This is a genomic window from Pseudalkalibacillus sp. Hm43, from assembly GCF_054170705.1.
Window position 1 is genome coordinate 1,003,214 of sequence record NZ_CM135129.1, and the last position, 15,306, is coordinate 1,018,519.

Annotated in this window: 13 protein-coding genes; 3 read left to right on the forward strand and 10 right to left on the reverse strand. The window is 41.5% G+C overall.

Features of this window, described 5'->3' with window-relative positions:
* The first annotated feature begins 74 nt into the window (after nucleotides 1-74).
* Nucleotides 75-545 (forward strand): hypothetical protein, encoded by a 471-nt coding sequence (locus ACXQIQ_RS05325; protein WP_439299802.1) that lies wholly within the window; start codon nucleotides 75-77, stop codon nucleotides 543-545.
* A gap of 64 nt (nucleotides 546-609) precedes the next feature.
* Here ACXQIQ_RS05325 and ACXQIQ_RS05330 read toward each other — a convergent pair whose 3' ends face one another.
* Both ACXQIQ_RS05330 and ACXQIQ_RS05335 read right to left on the reverse strand, forming a co-directional pair.
* Nucleotides 610-1,389: a Cof-type HAD-IIB family hydrolase gene (locus ACXQIQ_RS05330; protein WP_439299801.1), complete on the reverse strand. Its 780-nt coding sequence runs from the start codon at nucleotides 1,387-1,389 to the stop codon at nucleotides 610-612.
* The gene (locus tag ACXQIQ_RS05335) at nucleotides 1,386-2,309 is read right to left on the reverse strand and encodes a DMT family transporter (RefSeq protein WP_439299800.1); all 924 of its coding nucleotides are present in this window, start codon (nucleotides 2,307-2,309) and stop codon (nucleotides 1,386-1,388) included. The genes ACXQIQ_RS05330 and ACXQIQ_RS05335 overlap by 4 nt, the downstream gene beginning before the upstream one ends.
* A gap of 458 nt (nucleotides 2,310-2,767) precedes the next feature.
* On the opposite strand from ACXQIQ_RS05335, the gene ACXQIQ_RS05340 reads away from it, so the two are divergent.
* Nucleotides 2,768-2,977: a DNA-dependent RNA polymerase subunit epsilon gene (locus ACXQIQ_RS05340; RefSeq protein ID WP_439299799.1), complete on the forward strand. Its 210-nt coding sequence runs from the start codon at nucleotides 2,768-2,770 to the stop codon at nucleotides 2,975-2,977.
* A gap of 3 nt (nucleotides 2,978-2,980) precedes the next feature.
* Nucleotides 2,981-4,648 (forward strand): ribonuclease J1, encoded by a 1,668-nt coding sequence (rnjA, locus tag ACXQIQ_RS05345; protein WP_439299798.1) that lies wholly within the window; start codon nucleotides 2,981-2,983, stop codon nucleotides 4,646-4,648.
* Nucleotides 4,649-4,720: 72 nt separating this feature from the next.
* Here rnjA and ACXQIQ_RS05350 read toward each other — a convergent pair whose 3' ends face one another.
* The 8 genes from ACXQIQ_RS05350 to ACXQIQ_RS05385 all read right to left on the reverse strand — a co-directional run bounded on the left by ACXQIQ_RS05350 (nucleotide 4,721) and on the right by ACXQIQ_RS05385 (nucleotide 15,199).
* Nucleotides 4,721-6,502 (reverse strand): hypothetical protein, encoded by a 1,782-nt coding sequence (locus ACXQIQ_RS05350; RefSeq protein ID WP_439299797.1) that lies wholly within the window; start codon nucleotides 6,500-6,502, stop codon nucleotides 4,721-4,723.
* 16 nt (nucleotides 6,503-6,518) lie between these two features.
* Nucleotides 6,519-7,619, reverse strand: a complete 1,101-nt coding sequence (locus ACXQIQ_RS05355) for a hypothetical protein (protein WP_439299796.1) — start codon at nucleotides 7,617-7,619, stop codon at nucleotides 6,519-6,521.
* A gap of 13 nt (nucleotides 7,620-7,632) precedes the next feature.
* Nucleotides 7,633-9,075, reverse strand: a complete 1,443-nt coding sequence (locus ACXQIQ_RS05360; protein ID WP_439299795.1) for a glycosyltransferase family 2 protein — start codon at nucleotides 9,073-9,075, stop codon at nucleotides 7,633-7,635.
* Between the two features lie 15 nt (nucleotides 9,076-9,090).
* On the reverse strand, nucleotides 9,091-10,143 hold the full coding sequence (locus ACXQIQ_RS05365; protein WP_439299794.1) for a HEAT repeat domain-containing protein: 1,053 nt from the start codon (nucleotides 10,141-10,143) through the stop codon (nucleotides 9,091-9,093).
* The gene (locus ACXQIQ_RS05370) at nucleotides 10,140-11,741 is read right to left on the reverse strand and encodes a response regulator (protein WP_439299793.1); all 1,602 of its coding nucleotides are present in this window, start codon (nucleotides 11,739-11,741) and stop codon (nucleotides 10,140-10,142) included. Before ACXQIQ_RS05370 ends, ACXQIQ_RS05365 begins: the two co-directional genes overlap by 4 nt.
* Nucleotides 11,742-12,110: 369 nt before the next feature.
* Nucleotides 12,111-12,794 carry a potassium channel family protein gene (locus tag ACXQIQ_RS05375; protein WP_458025910.1) on the reverse strand — a complete coding sequence of 228 codons (684 nt, stop codon included), beginning with the start codon at nucleotides 12,792-12,794 and terminating at the stop codon, nucleotides 12,111-12,113.
* Nucleotides 12,795-12,827: 33 nt separating this feature from the next.
* Nucleotides 12,828-13,859: a cytochrome d ubiquinol oxidase subunit II gene (locus ACXQIQ_RS05380; RefSeq protein ID WP_439299792.1), complete on the reverse strand. Its 1,032-nt coding sequence runs from the start codon at nucleotides 13,857-13,859 to the stop codon at nucleotides 12,828-12,830.
* Between the two features lie 11 nt (nucleotides 13,860-13,870).
* Nucleotides 13,871-15,199, reverse strand: coding sequence for a cytochrome ubiquinol oxidase subunit I (locus ACXQIQ_RS05385; RefSeq protein ID WP_439299791.1), 1,329 nt, complete (start codon nucleotides 15,197-15,199; stop codon nucleotides 13,871-13,873).
* Nucleotides 15,200-15,306: the final 107 nt, after the last annotated feature.

Sequence of the window (15,306 nt, forward strand, 5' to 3'; positions counted from 1 at the left end):
ACCATCATTGAATCGTACAGTCGTGCAAGGACAAGCATGAATAGATTAGTAATAAGGAAAGGAGGTTGAATTTAATGGGATATAAAGAATATGAAAAGAAATGCGATTGCAAGAAATGTCGTGAGAAACGCGAAAAGAAAAAGAAGAAGTACTACTCTTCTTATGAGTATGAATGTGTATGTTACAAAAAGGACAAGCATTCTCACGGTAAGAAATACTCTTCAGGGCATGACGATTACGAGTATGAATACGATTACCACAAGTCTTCCGGTAAAAAACATGATGACCATGACAAACACCACAAATCACATGGTAAGAAAGATGATGACCATCATAAGTCATGTGGGAAGAAACATGATGACCACGGAGATCATCATAAATCTCATGGGAAAAAACATGGTTCAGGACACCATGATCATGATCACCACAAATCTTCTGGAAAGAAAAAGTCTTCCGGTAAGAAACATGGTTCCGGTCATAAACATGACCACCATAAAGACAAGAAGCGTTCAAGAGACCATCGCGACTGGTTCTGGCTCTGGTAAATAAAAAGATTGTAGAGGCTCTCCCTCTACAATCTCCCTTTCATAATGACCTACATATCAGTTCTTAACGTATCAATCCCATTTTTCTAAGTCCTTCGCGAATGCCATCATCATCGACCGCTTTCGTTACAAAATCCGCTGAGCGTTTCGCTGCTTTTTTCGCATTGCCCATCGCAATTCCAGTTCCCGCATACTCCAACATTTCCAAGTCGTTCAATCCATCACCGAACGCGACGACATCTTCCTGACGATAGCCTAGATGTTGTATCATCTTTTCGATGCCGACCGCTTTTGATCCAGTTCTTGGTAGTACATCTATTGAATATTGATGCCAACGGATAAAATTGAAATCTTCATATGTGTCACGGTAGAACGATTCTTTTTCCATATCATCACAATACAATAGAGCTTGGAAGATCGAGCGTCCCTTGTAGAAATCAGGATCATGCGAAGGGTGATGCATCTTCAGATCATCCATCGACTTTTGGACATGTGGGTGTTCTAGATGTGTCGTTCTTCCTTCCTCTGTATTCAAGAAGACCATAGGGTGATCATGATCAGAAGAATGGTTCACGAGGCGGGTCAAGATCTCCTCATCCAATGGATTATTGTAAACACATTGATCATCATAAGAAACATATTGTCCATTGAAACTTACGAACCCGTTGATCCCTAGTTGGGTGCGCAAATCTTTGAACATGAATGGAGCCCGTCCTGTTGCAATAACCATCGGAATCTTGTTGTCTTGCAACTCCTGAATAGCGGAAATCGTTCCTTTTGGAACTCGTTTCTCATGGTCTAACAATGTTCCATCTATATCAAAGAATACAATTTTGTTTGTCATACAATTCCCCTTTGTTTCTTGTTGTTTGTAGTCTCAGTTGTAACCTGTGCTCGTCTTGCCGTCTTTCTTGTTGAGAGATACACACCGGCCAAAATCAGGATCAAACCGAAAATAGCGTGAGCCGGAATGCGTTCATCTAGAAGGAACCACCCCCAAAACATCGCAGTAATCGGCACCAGATAGGTTACGAACGTAGCGAATTCAGCACTGCCCTTTTGAATCATGTAATAAAACAACAAATACGCAAGACCAGAGCCGAACACACCTAGCCCGATCATGGCAACGATAGCGTCCAGAGAATAGACACCTACAGAAGGTTGAGAACCTGTAACCAGCATAATCAGTAAACTACCAATGGCTCCTACTAGCAAGGTTACCAACGAAATCATCATAACACTGATTCCCTGCAGATGTCTTTTCGTATATTGGGAACTGAATCCATAACAGAGGGTTGCTGCAATCATCGTTCCCATTCCGATCAAGTCCTCTTGGAATAATGTCGTAACGTTCAAGTCAATCAAAACCAGTATACCTATGAAGCCGATTATGACACCGAACCATTGACGGAATGAAAGTGCGATTGAGAAAAACAATACACCTATGACACTCGTCCAGATCGGAGTGGTAGCGTTGACGATTGAAGCGAGACTACTTGAGATCGTCGTTTCACTGATGGCTATCAATCCCCACGGAATGAGCGCATTCAATATTCCGACTAGTAGAAGTGATTTCCAGGGAATATTCCGGAACATGGTAAACCTTCTCTGAGCCAGAATAATCAAAAACAACGTTATTGCACCTAATGTACATCTTACGAAAACGATACCCCATGGTCCTAGATCTTCCACAAGGATCTTAATGAAATAAAAGGATGTTCCCCAAATCAAGCTGAGCGTAATTAGTGCAAGATATAACTTCATCGTACTTCCTCTTTTCAATGTCGGTCCGAGATGTTCAATACCACTTATTTCCTTGATGAATGGACCTTAGAATTTCCATACTAAGTATACCATCCATATTGGAAAAATGAGACGAACGCAAACTTAGAATCCAATCCAAATCTTGCTGTCTTATTTAAAGAACGGATTCTTAGTAGGACCTACGAGGAAAGGAGGGGTAAATACGATGCTGAAAAAACTGAGGAATCGAATTCGGAATGAATGGAATGTCTGGAGAGGATACCAACCTCCGCAATACATTTGAGCTAACATTTGTTTTGCGGTCATTATTTTGGTATCTTATGTATTCAGATACCTTTTTACATAGGCACCTTCCTCCGAAATATATAAACGCTTGCAAAAAAACATGAAAAACGTATGGAATTCATTTATAATAATACGCAGATGAATCTAATTGAAAACGGTAAGGAGAGTTAAGCATGATCTTTAAAGTATTTTATCAGGAGAACCTGCTTGAGGTACCGGTACGTGAAGCAACGAAAAGCCTCTATGTTGAAGCAGACTCCGTACAAGCAGTACGTTCACAACTAGCGGATCGGAATTACAACATCGAATTTGTTCAAGAGGTTACTGGAGCCCATCTTGAATATGAACAACAAAATGAAGATTTTGAATTGGAGACAAGATAACAAATGAAATTCGTAAAAAATCATCAAACAGCAGTATTCGCACTAGGCGGACTTGACGAGATCGGAAAGAACACTTATGGAATCCAGTTCCAGGATGAAATCATCCTCATCGATGCAGGTATCAAGTTTCCGGAAGATGAACTACTAGGAATTGATTATGTCATTCCTGATTACACGTACCTTGTGAAGAATGTCGATAAAATCAAGGGATTGTTCATCACTCATGGTCACGAAGACCATATCGGAGGCATTCCATATCTGCTTCGTCAAATCAACATCCCGATTTATGCTGGAAAGTTAGCAATTGGGCTAATCAGAAACAAATTAGAAGAACATGGACTTCTTCGAAGAGCGAAGCTTTATGAAATTCAAGAAGAGGATGTCATCAAGTTCCGTAAGACATCCGTTACGTTCTTCCGTACGACACACTCTATTCCTGATTCTTATGGTATTGTCGTCAAAACACCACCTGGAAATATCGTACACACAGGAGATTTCAAGTTTGATTTCACACCAGTAGGTGAGCCTGCGAACTTGAACAAAATGGCTCAAATCGGAGCAGAAGGTGTCCTTTGTCTACTTTCTGACAGCACAAATAGTGAAGTTCCAGACTTCACGATGTCAGAAAGACGTGTAGGTGAAAGCATACACGATATCTTCCGTAAAGAAGATGGCAGAATCATATTTGCTACTTTCGCTTCCAATATCCACAGGCTCCAACAGGTTGTCGAGGCTTCTGTAGAACATGGAAGAAAAGTCGCAGTGTTCGGACGTAGCATGGATTCATCCATTACAATCGGACAAGAGTTAGGGTATATCAAAGCGCCTAAAGATACATTCATTGATGCTAATCAAATCAACCGTCTTCCAGATAACGAAGTAACCATCCTTTGTACTGGAAGCCAAGGTGAACCGATGGCTGCCCTTTCAAGAATAGCGAATGGAACACACCGTCAGATCCAAATCATCCCTGGCGATACGGTCGTCTTCTCGTCTTCTCCGATTCCGGGTAATACGTTAAGTGTCAGCCGTATCATCAACCAGTTGTACCGAGCTGGCGCTAATGTCATTGCCGGTTCATTAAATGACATCCATACATCTGGTCACGGTGGGCAACAAGAGCAAAAATTGATGCTACGCCTTATGAAACCGAAATACTTCATGCCAATCCACGGTGAGTACCGTATGATGAAAATGCATACGAAGCTTGCGATCGATTGTGAACTTGAAGAAAACAATTGTTTCATCATGGACAATGGTGAAGTGCTTGCCTTGAGTGAGAACGAAGCATCCATTGCAGGCAAAATTCCATCCGGATCCGTCTATGTCGACGGAAATGGAATCGGTGATATCGGAAACATCGTATTGCGTGATCGTAAGATCCTATCTGAAGAAGGCCTTGTCGTTGTGGTTGTCAGCATCAACATGAAGGAATTCAAAATCGTCTCAGGTCCAGACATCATCTCTCGCGGATTCGTCTATATGAGAGAGTCTGAGGATCTGATCAATGATGCACAAAGCATATTGTCTAAACATCTGAATGGAATGATGGAAAGACGTACGACACAGTGGTCTGAAATCAAAAACGAAATTACAGATGTTCTAGCACCATTCCTATATGAAAAGACGAAACGTCGTCCGATGATTCTTCCGATCATCATGGAAATCTAATAACGATACAGAAAAACACTCCGGACTCATTCCGGAGTGTTCTTTATGTGCCTGATTTTTTTCAATGTATAATCATCTAAAGTCCTTGATGTCTTTGATGACCATTTCCTTCAATTCATTTGCAACGATCAAATAGGTTGTATCATCAGTCGATGACAGTTGATTAAGCAATTTTTGGTCATATCCTTCTGTCATTTCGATGATTTGAATCGGAATCCCGTATTCGTTCGCACTCACTACCTGTTTTTCTATATCCGCCTCGGTTTGGACACTTGCCGCATGAACGAGAATGACTCTAGTCACTCCATTCCGAATCAGGATACTTTGCCACTCTTCTGGATTCAATGCAGGACCGACCATTAATCTCCTCGCTTTTACATATAAGGATCCTTGTTCAACCATCTTCTCATGGAGGCTATCCTTTGCCAATCCATCATTCATAGCCTCTAGGATCGTTTGTAGTAATCCCATTGACTTGGAATCTAATCCATAGACGAAGACTTGAGATTGAAGTCTGTGCAGACGCTCTGCAATTTCATGCAATTCGATAATCGTTGGATTCTTTTTTACTTGGACAATTTCAATATCCATACCTGATTCAAGGAGAGTATGAATCTGTGATTGGGTATTGCTCGTGTCATCTCCCAGGTAGATGATCTTTTGGATACGAGCTTCTTTCAACTGTTCCACCTGTGTTTTGCTCGGTTTCGATCCGAGGATGATCGACTCCCCTACTAATTGCATGCCTTTTGAATCTGTGAGTGCCTTTTTATCAATGGGGTAAATTCCTTTGTCTAACATCAATTCTAAATATCGGATCTTATGACTATCTTTAAAATCGTGCACGTAGATCTTGTGACCGGCTGTTTGTATATATTGAACGATCTGATCGAGCTGCTGTAGATCTGGAGAATCCGAATCCAGTTGGAAGGCAGTAAGTTTCAACCCCTGTTCCTTTGCGATCCTCTCCTCTTCCTCATATAAGCTAGATGATTCATCCAATAATGTCACAACTTCCTTCACATTCAACCGAAGGAGCTTGAACCATTCCTCTTCATTGGGATAAGGTCCTAAAATGATGGATTCATTCTTGAATGTATACACATGTCCTCTTTCAAAGTCAGATTGAATCAGAATTCTTCTGTCTCCATCATCTGATGCCGCTTCTTCCCCTAACCTTTGGATGATCGTCTGCTTGATCAGATCCACTCTATGTTTTCCTAAGTAACAGTGGACATAGTACCTTTTGTCCGGATTGGACTTCAATAATTCGACGATACCGTTGATGGATTGCGCATTATCTCCTACCCAGGGTAGCATCGGAAAGGAATGGATCGTTAATCCGACTTCGTCACCATTTTCCATTTCTTGATCCAACAATTCATTTTCAAACGGAATCGTAGTACTAAGTAATGTAATGACACCGTCGTAACCTTGCTGTTCCAAGTCTTGCAACAATGGTTGATCCGGATATGGTCCGAAAGTCAATTGTTCTGTAGTTTGTTCCACTTCTCCCCTGCTCATAGCAACGATTGCGGAATTCGTATTCATGAATAAATAGAAGACGAAAGCAGCATTCAACGTAGTAAAGATTGTGAGAACGGTAGCGATCCGGACACGTTTTTTCTTCCGTATCAAAAACCAATAATACACAAACGAAACGGTGAATCCGAAAGCGATCCAACCAAACACGAAGTATTTCAAGATGTCATCGATTTGCTCTTGAGTGGAACCATTGTTTACGAGCCATTCTTCAAAAGGAACGATCAAGAATAATAGAAAATATCCTCCACCTGCAAAACCGAATGTAGATAAGAAAAGAAACCATAGAATAAAATGTTTAAATCGTTTCAAAACTGAACGCTCCTCACTATCGAAGATCCTTGTCTGCATCTGAATCTGATTCTTCAAGGATCTGTTCCATCATCGGGATATAATTCTCCCAGAAGAAAACTTCATCCGGCTGGAAAAAGGAATAAATCGAGTAAAACATGCTGGGAAGGTACCATTTCGAATTGTAGTCGACTGCAATATCAGCAAAGTCACCGGCAAAATAATACTTACGCTCCTCAGGTTGATGGATGATGGCTGGAAACACATCCGGTAAACCTTGTTCCTCCAACTTCTGCTTTCCTGTAGCAGTAAAGTCGATGATGTACTCTGCTTCTACTGTCATGTCTGCATCAGGCGTTATGATGTCGAACCAATAATCATAATGACTGTCGATCACGCTTGGATAATGTTCGAATCCTTCTTCCGTCCACTTCAAATCGACTCGTCCATCAATATCCTTTTCGCTCAAAACCATAACACGGTCGCTTTCGTGCACAAAGGTGATTCCATCACCGTCGAATGCCCATTCCTTGTTGTATTGCTTTTCATAATTCCGTTTCAACCATGGAGGTATCTCATCACTTGATAAATCCTGAAAATGCCTTCCGATCCAACCGCTCCATTCGAAACCCATCTCTTGCTCCACAATTTTGCGGGTTATGTCGTCCGTCGGAGATGCAATGGAGTTGAACTCCAAAATTAACGTGATGTCCGGTTTCTTTGCAGCCATAATCTTGTTCCAATCAAAGATCGTAAGACCACCATAAAGGAGTTTAGAGCGCTCTCCGGTCGGTTTTCCTTGCAGGTCTTCCGTATAGATGCCATATGTATCCGCCACATAGATCAAATCGACGTTTTCCGGAATCGTCAATCCCGTATCTTCTTCCTGTGTAAGTGGATCGTAACCGAAGTAGTCTTCATCCTTTTGATAATAATCACCTTTGTCGTCCTTCACCTTCTCATGGTCCAGTACCCAAAACAAACCTAAATGTTCCCGATAATCATCCTTTGGAACGGTCTTATCAATGACTTGAATGACTCGTTCCATCGGTGGTTTGAACTGCCAGATGAGAAATGGGAGGATGGCTAAAAGAATCATAGGCGTGAGTATAATCAAAACTATATATCTATATTTCATCGTTTATCCATCCTTACGATTGGTGTTGATTGAAACTGGAATTAGAGGTTTGATCAACGTGAAAGCCCTTCCTTTTCTGCACTCCCCAACCAGTATCTTTCTTGAAATATCGGACAAAACCCCAGGTTTTAAAGAACGCGTTCAATTGTCGGTACCAGAAGTTTTCCAAAACACTGAACAACAGAAGCTTCAGAAGGTCACTGACCTTTTCATACTTCCTGAAGCTGTATTCTTCTAATAGAATCGCTGATACAGAAAGGAAGACGCCGAATAAAAGGGTAAATGTAAAGAACAGGACCGCAAATGGTATATTGACGAGGTCGAAAAACAGACCGAATGTAACAAAAATCAGTCCCAACAACTCAATTGTCGGTCCTAACAGTTCGACTAGAAGAAAGTACGGCATCGCAAGCAATCCCATCGACTTATATCGAGGATTGAACAACGTATCTTTATGCTTGACCATCGTTTGTAACAGCCCTACTTGCCATCTTGTCCGTTGTCTGCTTAAGTTTCGAAAGTCTTCCGGTACTTCCGTCCAACATACAGGATCTGGTACGAATAAAACTTTAGCATCGCTTTTCTGTTTATATAGATATTTCTGCAGACTCACAATCAATTCCATGTCTTCACCGACGGTATTGACCGAATAACCTCCGACCTCCAGCACTTCCCTCTTCCTGAAGATACCGAACGCACCTGAAATGATCAGTAGATTATTCAAACTGCTGAGCCCGATCCTCCCCATCAGGAACGATCTTAAATATTCGATCACTTGACTGATTGCATACTTGTTTTTAGGTAGACGGACCTTCTTTAAATATCCATTTTCCACTGTACATCCATTTACGACACGGATGATTCCTCCACATGCCACAACATTTTGGCCACCCTCGAACATGGGTTTCATCGCTTTGATCAAGGAATCCGGCTCTAACATGGAATCTGCATCTACACTGCAAAAATACGGATAATTGGAAAAATTGATCCCTGCATTCAACGAATCTGCTTTACCTCCATTCTCTTTATCAATGACAATGAGTGAAGGATATTTGGTCGATCGATACATTTCCAAGACGGGTTGTGTATCCATTTGCTTACGTAGAGCATAGATCGGAAGCTCCGAAAGAGAGAATTCACGTTGCAATTCCTCCATTGTGCCGTCCTTACTGCCATCATTTATAATGATGATTTCGAATTCCGGGTAATTGATCTGTAATAGTGAATACACGCTTTGGACGATTGTCTTTTCTTCATTATAGGCCGGGACAAGAATGGAAATTGGTGTTGTCAGATTGGACAGGCTGAATTCTTTGATTTCACTATAAGGAGATTGTTTAAGATATTCCTTCACCTGCTTGAAAGACAGCAGAAACAGAAACAAATAAAATCCATCGACAATGATGACATATAAGAATATGAAATAGTTGAATACATGAAATATATCCGTTAACATGTCATCACTCTCTTTCTAGTTAGAATGGTTGTACAAGATTCTTTCCGCCATCTCTCTTGCATAGCGATCTTCATGGATCAAACGGGTTTCTTTGAGTTTATCGATACCGGAACTCCCTAAAGAATACAAGGTCTCTGCAGCTCTGAAGCGTATCCACCATTGACGATCTGACAAAAGGGGAACAATACCTCTCATCCCTGTTTTCAGATGACAGGATTTGATGACCAAAATTGCATTCAACCGCTCAAGCCAATTTTCACTTTCCAAAAAGCTGATGACTTTTTCCGGTCTTGTCGTCATCTGTAATGAAGCGATTGCTCTTAATGCCTTCACCCGAGTTTCCACATCTTCTGAATCGAGAAAGTCCTCAATCGAAATCAACGCAGCCTGTGCTCTGCTTTTACCTAATATTTCAATGAATAACCCTTGTAAAAAAGGTGAGGCATCCTTGAGTTTTTCGATTACGTACGCTACATCGGCATCAGACAAATTCTTCAACATATCGATGATCCGAATGATCGACCACTTCTGTAATTTATGTTCATTCTCAAAGAGAAATTGAATCAACGCTCGATATTGTTGCATATGACTGAGCGCTCTAGCAGAAGAAGTCCAGAGATCGTAATGCTTAGATGACATGTTCTGAAGAAGAATCGGAGTAAGCCGCTCCAACTTCAATTGACCCGCCATACGAGTTGCCTCAGCAGCTACCCACCATTTCTTATCTCGGGCCTTCGTCTCCAACTCATCTGTCAATCCGATCTCCTCACACAATTGATTGATCCGTCGAATTTCTTCTCTGCCCTTGAAGGTCGAAACAGCTTCAAGCAATACATTTGCGACGACTTCCCGTTTCCAGCGCTTCCGGATCTCAAGTAACCTTGGGTTCCCGTCTACTTTGATGTGTTCAATCACTTTCGGATAAATGTAAAAGAAATAAGCGACCTTTTTTCTTGCTCGTCGATTCCTTAATGTTTTTCGGATGACGAGATAGATGAACATGAAAAGGATGACCGCAAAGATGTAAGCAATCGACATGAGCAATAAATAGATGAACATCACTTTCATCGTTCAATCGAGTCCCTTACTTTAAGATGCTTTCTGAGTCTTACCTCTAATTCCTCGATATAGAATGGCTTCAAGAAATAATCATCTGCCCCAATCTGGAAGGCACGTACGATGAAATGCTTCAATTGTTGTTCAGACAAGAAACAGAACAATACATTTGAAAGACTTGGAATCTGCTTAACTTGTAAACAAAATGAATATCCATCGAGATCTTTCAACTTGGTTTCACAAAGAATGATATCCGGTTGGAATTGTAGTGCGAGCTCTAGCGCATCTGCTCCTTCATTGCAGACTTCCACCTCCCAGATCTCTTCATTCAAGTTGTTGAAAAGGATGGTCGAAGACACTAGATCATCATCAATCAATAGAATCTTGTATCTTTGATTATTCGTTTGAACCTTCAAATCGTTCAACCGAGGAACAATCTTCGGTCCGTCCATTGCATTTGCATTTTTCATCTGGGTCTCTAGTTTTTGAATCAAGCTAGCTGAGCTTTGATACTGGATTTCACTTTCAATGATGCCAAACGAAATATGTTCCGCCAGGAGATGTTCTGATTCAGCGATCAAACTTGAAATGCGTTCGACCACTGTCTCTGCTCCTTCTTGTGGTGTTACTGGTAAGAGGAGCATGAAAGATCCAGGAGACCAAGTATACAATTCATCATAAGGTCTAGTAGACTGAGAGGCGGTCAGTTTCAATTGATTGAATAGATGATGGTACTTGGCTTCATATTGATTGATGAAGTATTGATAAGCATCCACTTTGATGAGGACAAGTGAAAAGACAGCTTGATATCTTTGGAATCTCATCCACTCCTTCTGGATAATCGCCTCCATCATATCCCTTTGTATCTTGTAATCATCTTCTGTCGAATGGATGGCTCTCTTTTGATTAGAGATGGCATTATCCAAATAGCTGATCAACAAGTCCTGGTCGAAAGGTTTTTCTAACAGATGTGTCACATTCAGTTCCAGTATTCTTTGTAATTGATGAGGATACTTTGAAGTTGTATAAGCGATGACAGGTATGGTTTTGGAATAATGCTTTCTTATATAAACGACCCACTCTCTTGCTTGCTGATCTCCTGAATCCAGACAAATCAGTATGGCAGTTGGGATGTGGTCGAATAATTCTTCTTTGAAGCGATCAGCACTAACCTGGATGAATTGATAGGGAGAATGTTGCTCAAGATCCCTCACCCATTCACCAAACCACTCGTCCTGATCATAGACGAGGACTTTTTTCTTAGAAGATAGAGTCCATTTCTCACTCTTCCTTCTCAATCCTTGACCATAGTCAGTAAGTTCTTGAAGCAGAGACTTCAGTGTTTCTCCGAATAACCTCTCTTCTCCCGGTTTCACCCGGACACTTTCAGTGGAGACATCCATCTTTCGGATCAATAACGTGGTAATCGTCTTTATAGACTTGATTTGAAAAACGGCGCAATAATTCTGTATTCTGAGAATCAGATTATAGAGTTCAGTCATATGAGATGCTTTACTTGTCCGAATTGTTGGACTGTTCAACTTATGTACGATCCGGAGTAATTCAGTTTTATAGTGTGCGACGGCTTCTACTTTGGCATTGTTCGGCATCTTGTAACTCCTCTTTCCAATTCACGAACTTCAGAAGGATTCACCATATATTGAACGAAAAGTAAAATTATGTATAACTTTGTCGTAATTTGACGTTTGTTGTTATTTTATCATATCTTAAATGTCGGTAGTTTTTAAGCCTTTTTTTCTAGTCCTATGTCATCCTTACCATACCCCGCGTGAACCGGGCAAACATTTCACGCCCATATATCAATAAATGAGAGGGTCGAACTAGTTTGTCGATGGTTTGTCGCGTTGATTGGCTTATATGTAATGGAAAAATTAAAGCTGCTCATTGTGCGGAGCAGCTTTTTTTGCATAATAAAAGGTTGGTAGTGGAATCTACCAACCTTCTTTCTACCTATTATATTAGTCCATTAATAAATGTTTCTCTAATCGGCTGATATCAGCGTCTGCGCCGATGACAATCAAGATATCTCCTTCCAGAATCGTATGAGTCGCTTGAGGAGATACAACGATATCATCACTGCGTTTGATGGCCATGACGTTACAGCCATAATTCGCTCGAACATCCAATTCAATCAATGTTTTATCATGCATCTTTTTACTTGCAATCAATTCCACAATGCTATGTTCATCTGATAATTCAAGATAATCCAGTACGTTGTTGGACATGATGTTGTGTGCGATCCGTTGTCCCATATCACGTTCCGGGTGGACAATTCGGTCTGCACCGATCTTGCGCAGAACTTTTTCGTGATAATCGTTTTGTGCTTTCACGGTAATATGTGCAACACCAAGCTCTTTCAAAATCAATGTTGTCAAGATACTCGCCTGAATGTTGTCACCGATTGCCACAATCACATGATCGAAGTTCCGGACCCCTAGACTTTTCAAAACGTTCTCGTCTGTCGCATCCGCAATTACCGCATGAGTCGCAATCGATGAAAACTCGTTTACCCGATCCTCATCACTGTCAATTGCAAGTACTTCCATGTCGTTATTACTCAATGAACGGCAAATGCTACCTCCGAAACGCCCAAGACCAATCACAGCAAATTGCTTTTTCACAGCTACTCCTCCAATTGCCATTAACGTTCAATCTCATCATATTGTATCATATTTTCATATGATTTTTCTTGAATCTCTCGTCCCTTCCACATACTTAGCATCGAATAGGAACATTCTCATCAAGAGGATCAATGACGGAATCAGCAATAAGAGTCCTGCAATAAATGCAATGACAAGTGCAACCCCCATCGTTTCGTTTGTAAATCCTGTGTCAATCGTAATATATGGATACAGGATATAGGGGAGATGAGACGCTCCATAACCGAAGAACGCGAAGAAAAATTGCAGCATGACAAAAATGAATGCTGTACCATACCTTTTATTTTGATAGACAAACCATACCGCGATATTGAAACAAATGAACGATATGATGAAAAAGTACGAGTAATCCAACATCCTGTTGAAATGCTCGATGTTATGGCTTCTTAGAGCCAGGAATACGAGAAAGCTCGCTAATATCGTAGGAGGGCTCCAGAAAAGGGCGAATTTCCTGAGAAGCGCCAAAGCCTGGGTATCTTTCGCTTTGCTCGCATAAAAGGATAAAAACATCGCACTGATATAGAGCACACTGACGATCGCCAAGAATACAACCGCCCAAGAATAAAAGCTTGTGAACAACTCTCCAACGAGAAACACTACCGAGTCGTTTTCGACCGTTATGAAACCACCTTCAGAAATCGTTAGAGCGGTAGACAAGGACGCGGGAATCAATAAGCCTGTAGCACCATATAGGAAAGTATACAAATGACTCTCCTTCGCCCCATAATTACCGAAAGCATAGAAAGAACCACGTATGGCAAGAAGCACTAGAGCGATACTGCCCGGGACTAGCAAAGCCGTTCCGTAATAATAAGCTGTACTCGGAAAGAATCCTACTAAACCGACAAAGAAGAACACGAAGAATACATTCGTCACTTCCCAAACCGGAGATAAATACCGACTGATGATGTTATTGATGATATGGTCTTTCTTCGTAATCGTCCCGTAATAGGCAAAAAATCCTGCTCCGAAGTCAATCGATGCAACAATCAGATACCCGTACAAGAAAATCCATAAAACAGTGATTCCGATCAGCTGTATTTCCATCATAACCCTCCTTACCGATCCATTTGTTCAAATTCGGTTTCCACTGGATTGTTCCTAAACATTTTCAATAGTACAGTCGTACAGATCCAACCGAGCACGACATAAAGTGCAAAGAATAGGATGAACATGGATCCTACATGTTCACTGGTGGTCGCACCATCCTTCGTTTCCATCACATGCCACAAGATCCACGGTTGTCGCCCCACTTCTGAGAAGATCCAACCAAATTCAATGGCCAGCATGGCTAATGGACCTGAAATGACGATTGCCCATAAAAACAACTTAGATAGACTCCATGCCTTCTTCCATTTACTCAAAATGAGATACACAGTGGATAAAGCTGCGAGAAACATACCGATTCCGACCATTGCGTCGAAAAGATAATGGATGAAGAGCGGTGCCCTTTCATCTTCAGGAAATTCCTCCAAACCGATCACTTCCGCATTCGGATTACCGTGAGCGAGTATACTGAGAAAATTCGGCAGCCGAAGACCGTATTTCACTTCATTGTTTTCATCAAGTACACCACCGACAATCAAATCTGCCCCCTTTTCAGTTTCAAAATGCCACTCTGCTGCAGCTAGTTTTTCAGGTTGATATTCTGCCAGATATTTACCTGAGAAGTCCCCGATGACTGCCGTCGAAATCGCAAATACGAATGCCGTCACCATTGTGAAATGCAGGGCTTTTTTATAATAAGCGCTTGGCCCTTTTTTCAAAATCAGAAAGGCTGTCAAGGCAGCCAGAACGAAAGCGGAAGTCAAATAGGCAGAAGAGATGACATGTGAAGCCTTTGTAGGTGTTGCCGGATTAAACATTGCAACGAGGGGCTGGATTTCAGTAATTTGACCGTCCTCAAGCTTGAACCCCTTTGGTGAGTTCATGAACGCATTGACTGTTGAGATGAAAAATGCCGATAAAGTCGACCCGATGACGACGGGAACGGAAATCAACCAGTGATAATATGGATTTTTGAATCGATCCCATGTGTATAGGTAGATTCCTAGGAAAATCGCTTCAAAAAAGAACGCAAACGTCTCAAGAAAGAGTGGAAGACCGATCACTTGCCCTGCTACTTCCATGAAGCTTGGCCACAACAAGGATAATTGTAGTCCGATACAGGTCCCCGTCACAACGCCGACTGCTACTGTGACGACGAACCCCCTCGTCCAACGTCGGGCAAGCAAACGGTAATGCTCATCATTCCGGCGGATTCCGATCCACTCAGCCCCGCTGATCAATAACGGCACTCCCACCCCCAGGGTTGCGAATATGATATGAAAACCTAACGTCATACTGGTCAATAAACGACTCAGCATAGCACTATCGAGTTCTGGCATCTAAAATCCCCCGCTTTTCTCTGCATAGTATCCATTCCGTACAAGTCATAATTCTTTACCCTAAATCGGAACTCCTGAAAACGATACGAGACGAGTAGTACATTTAT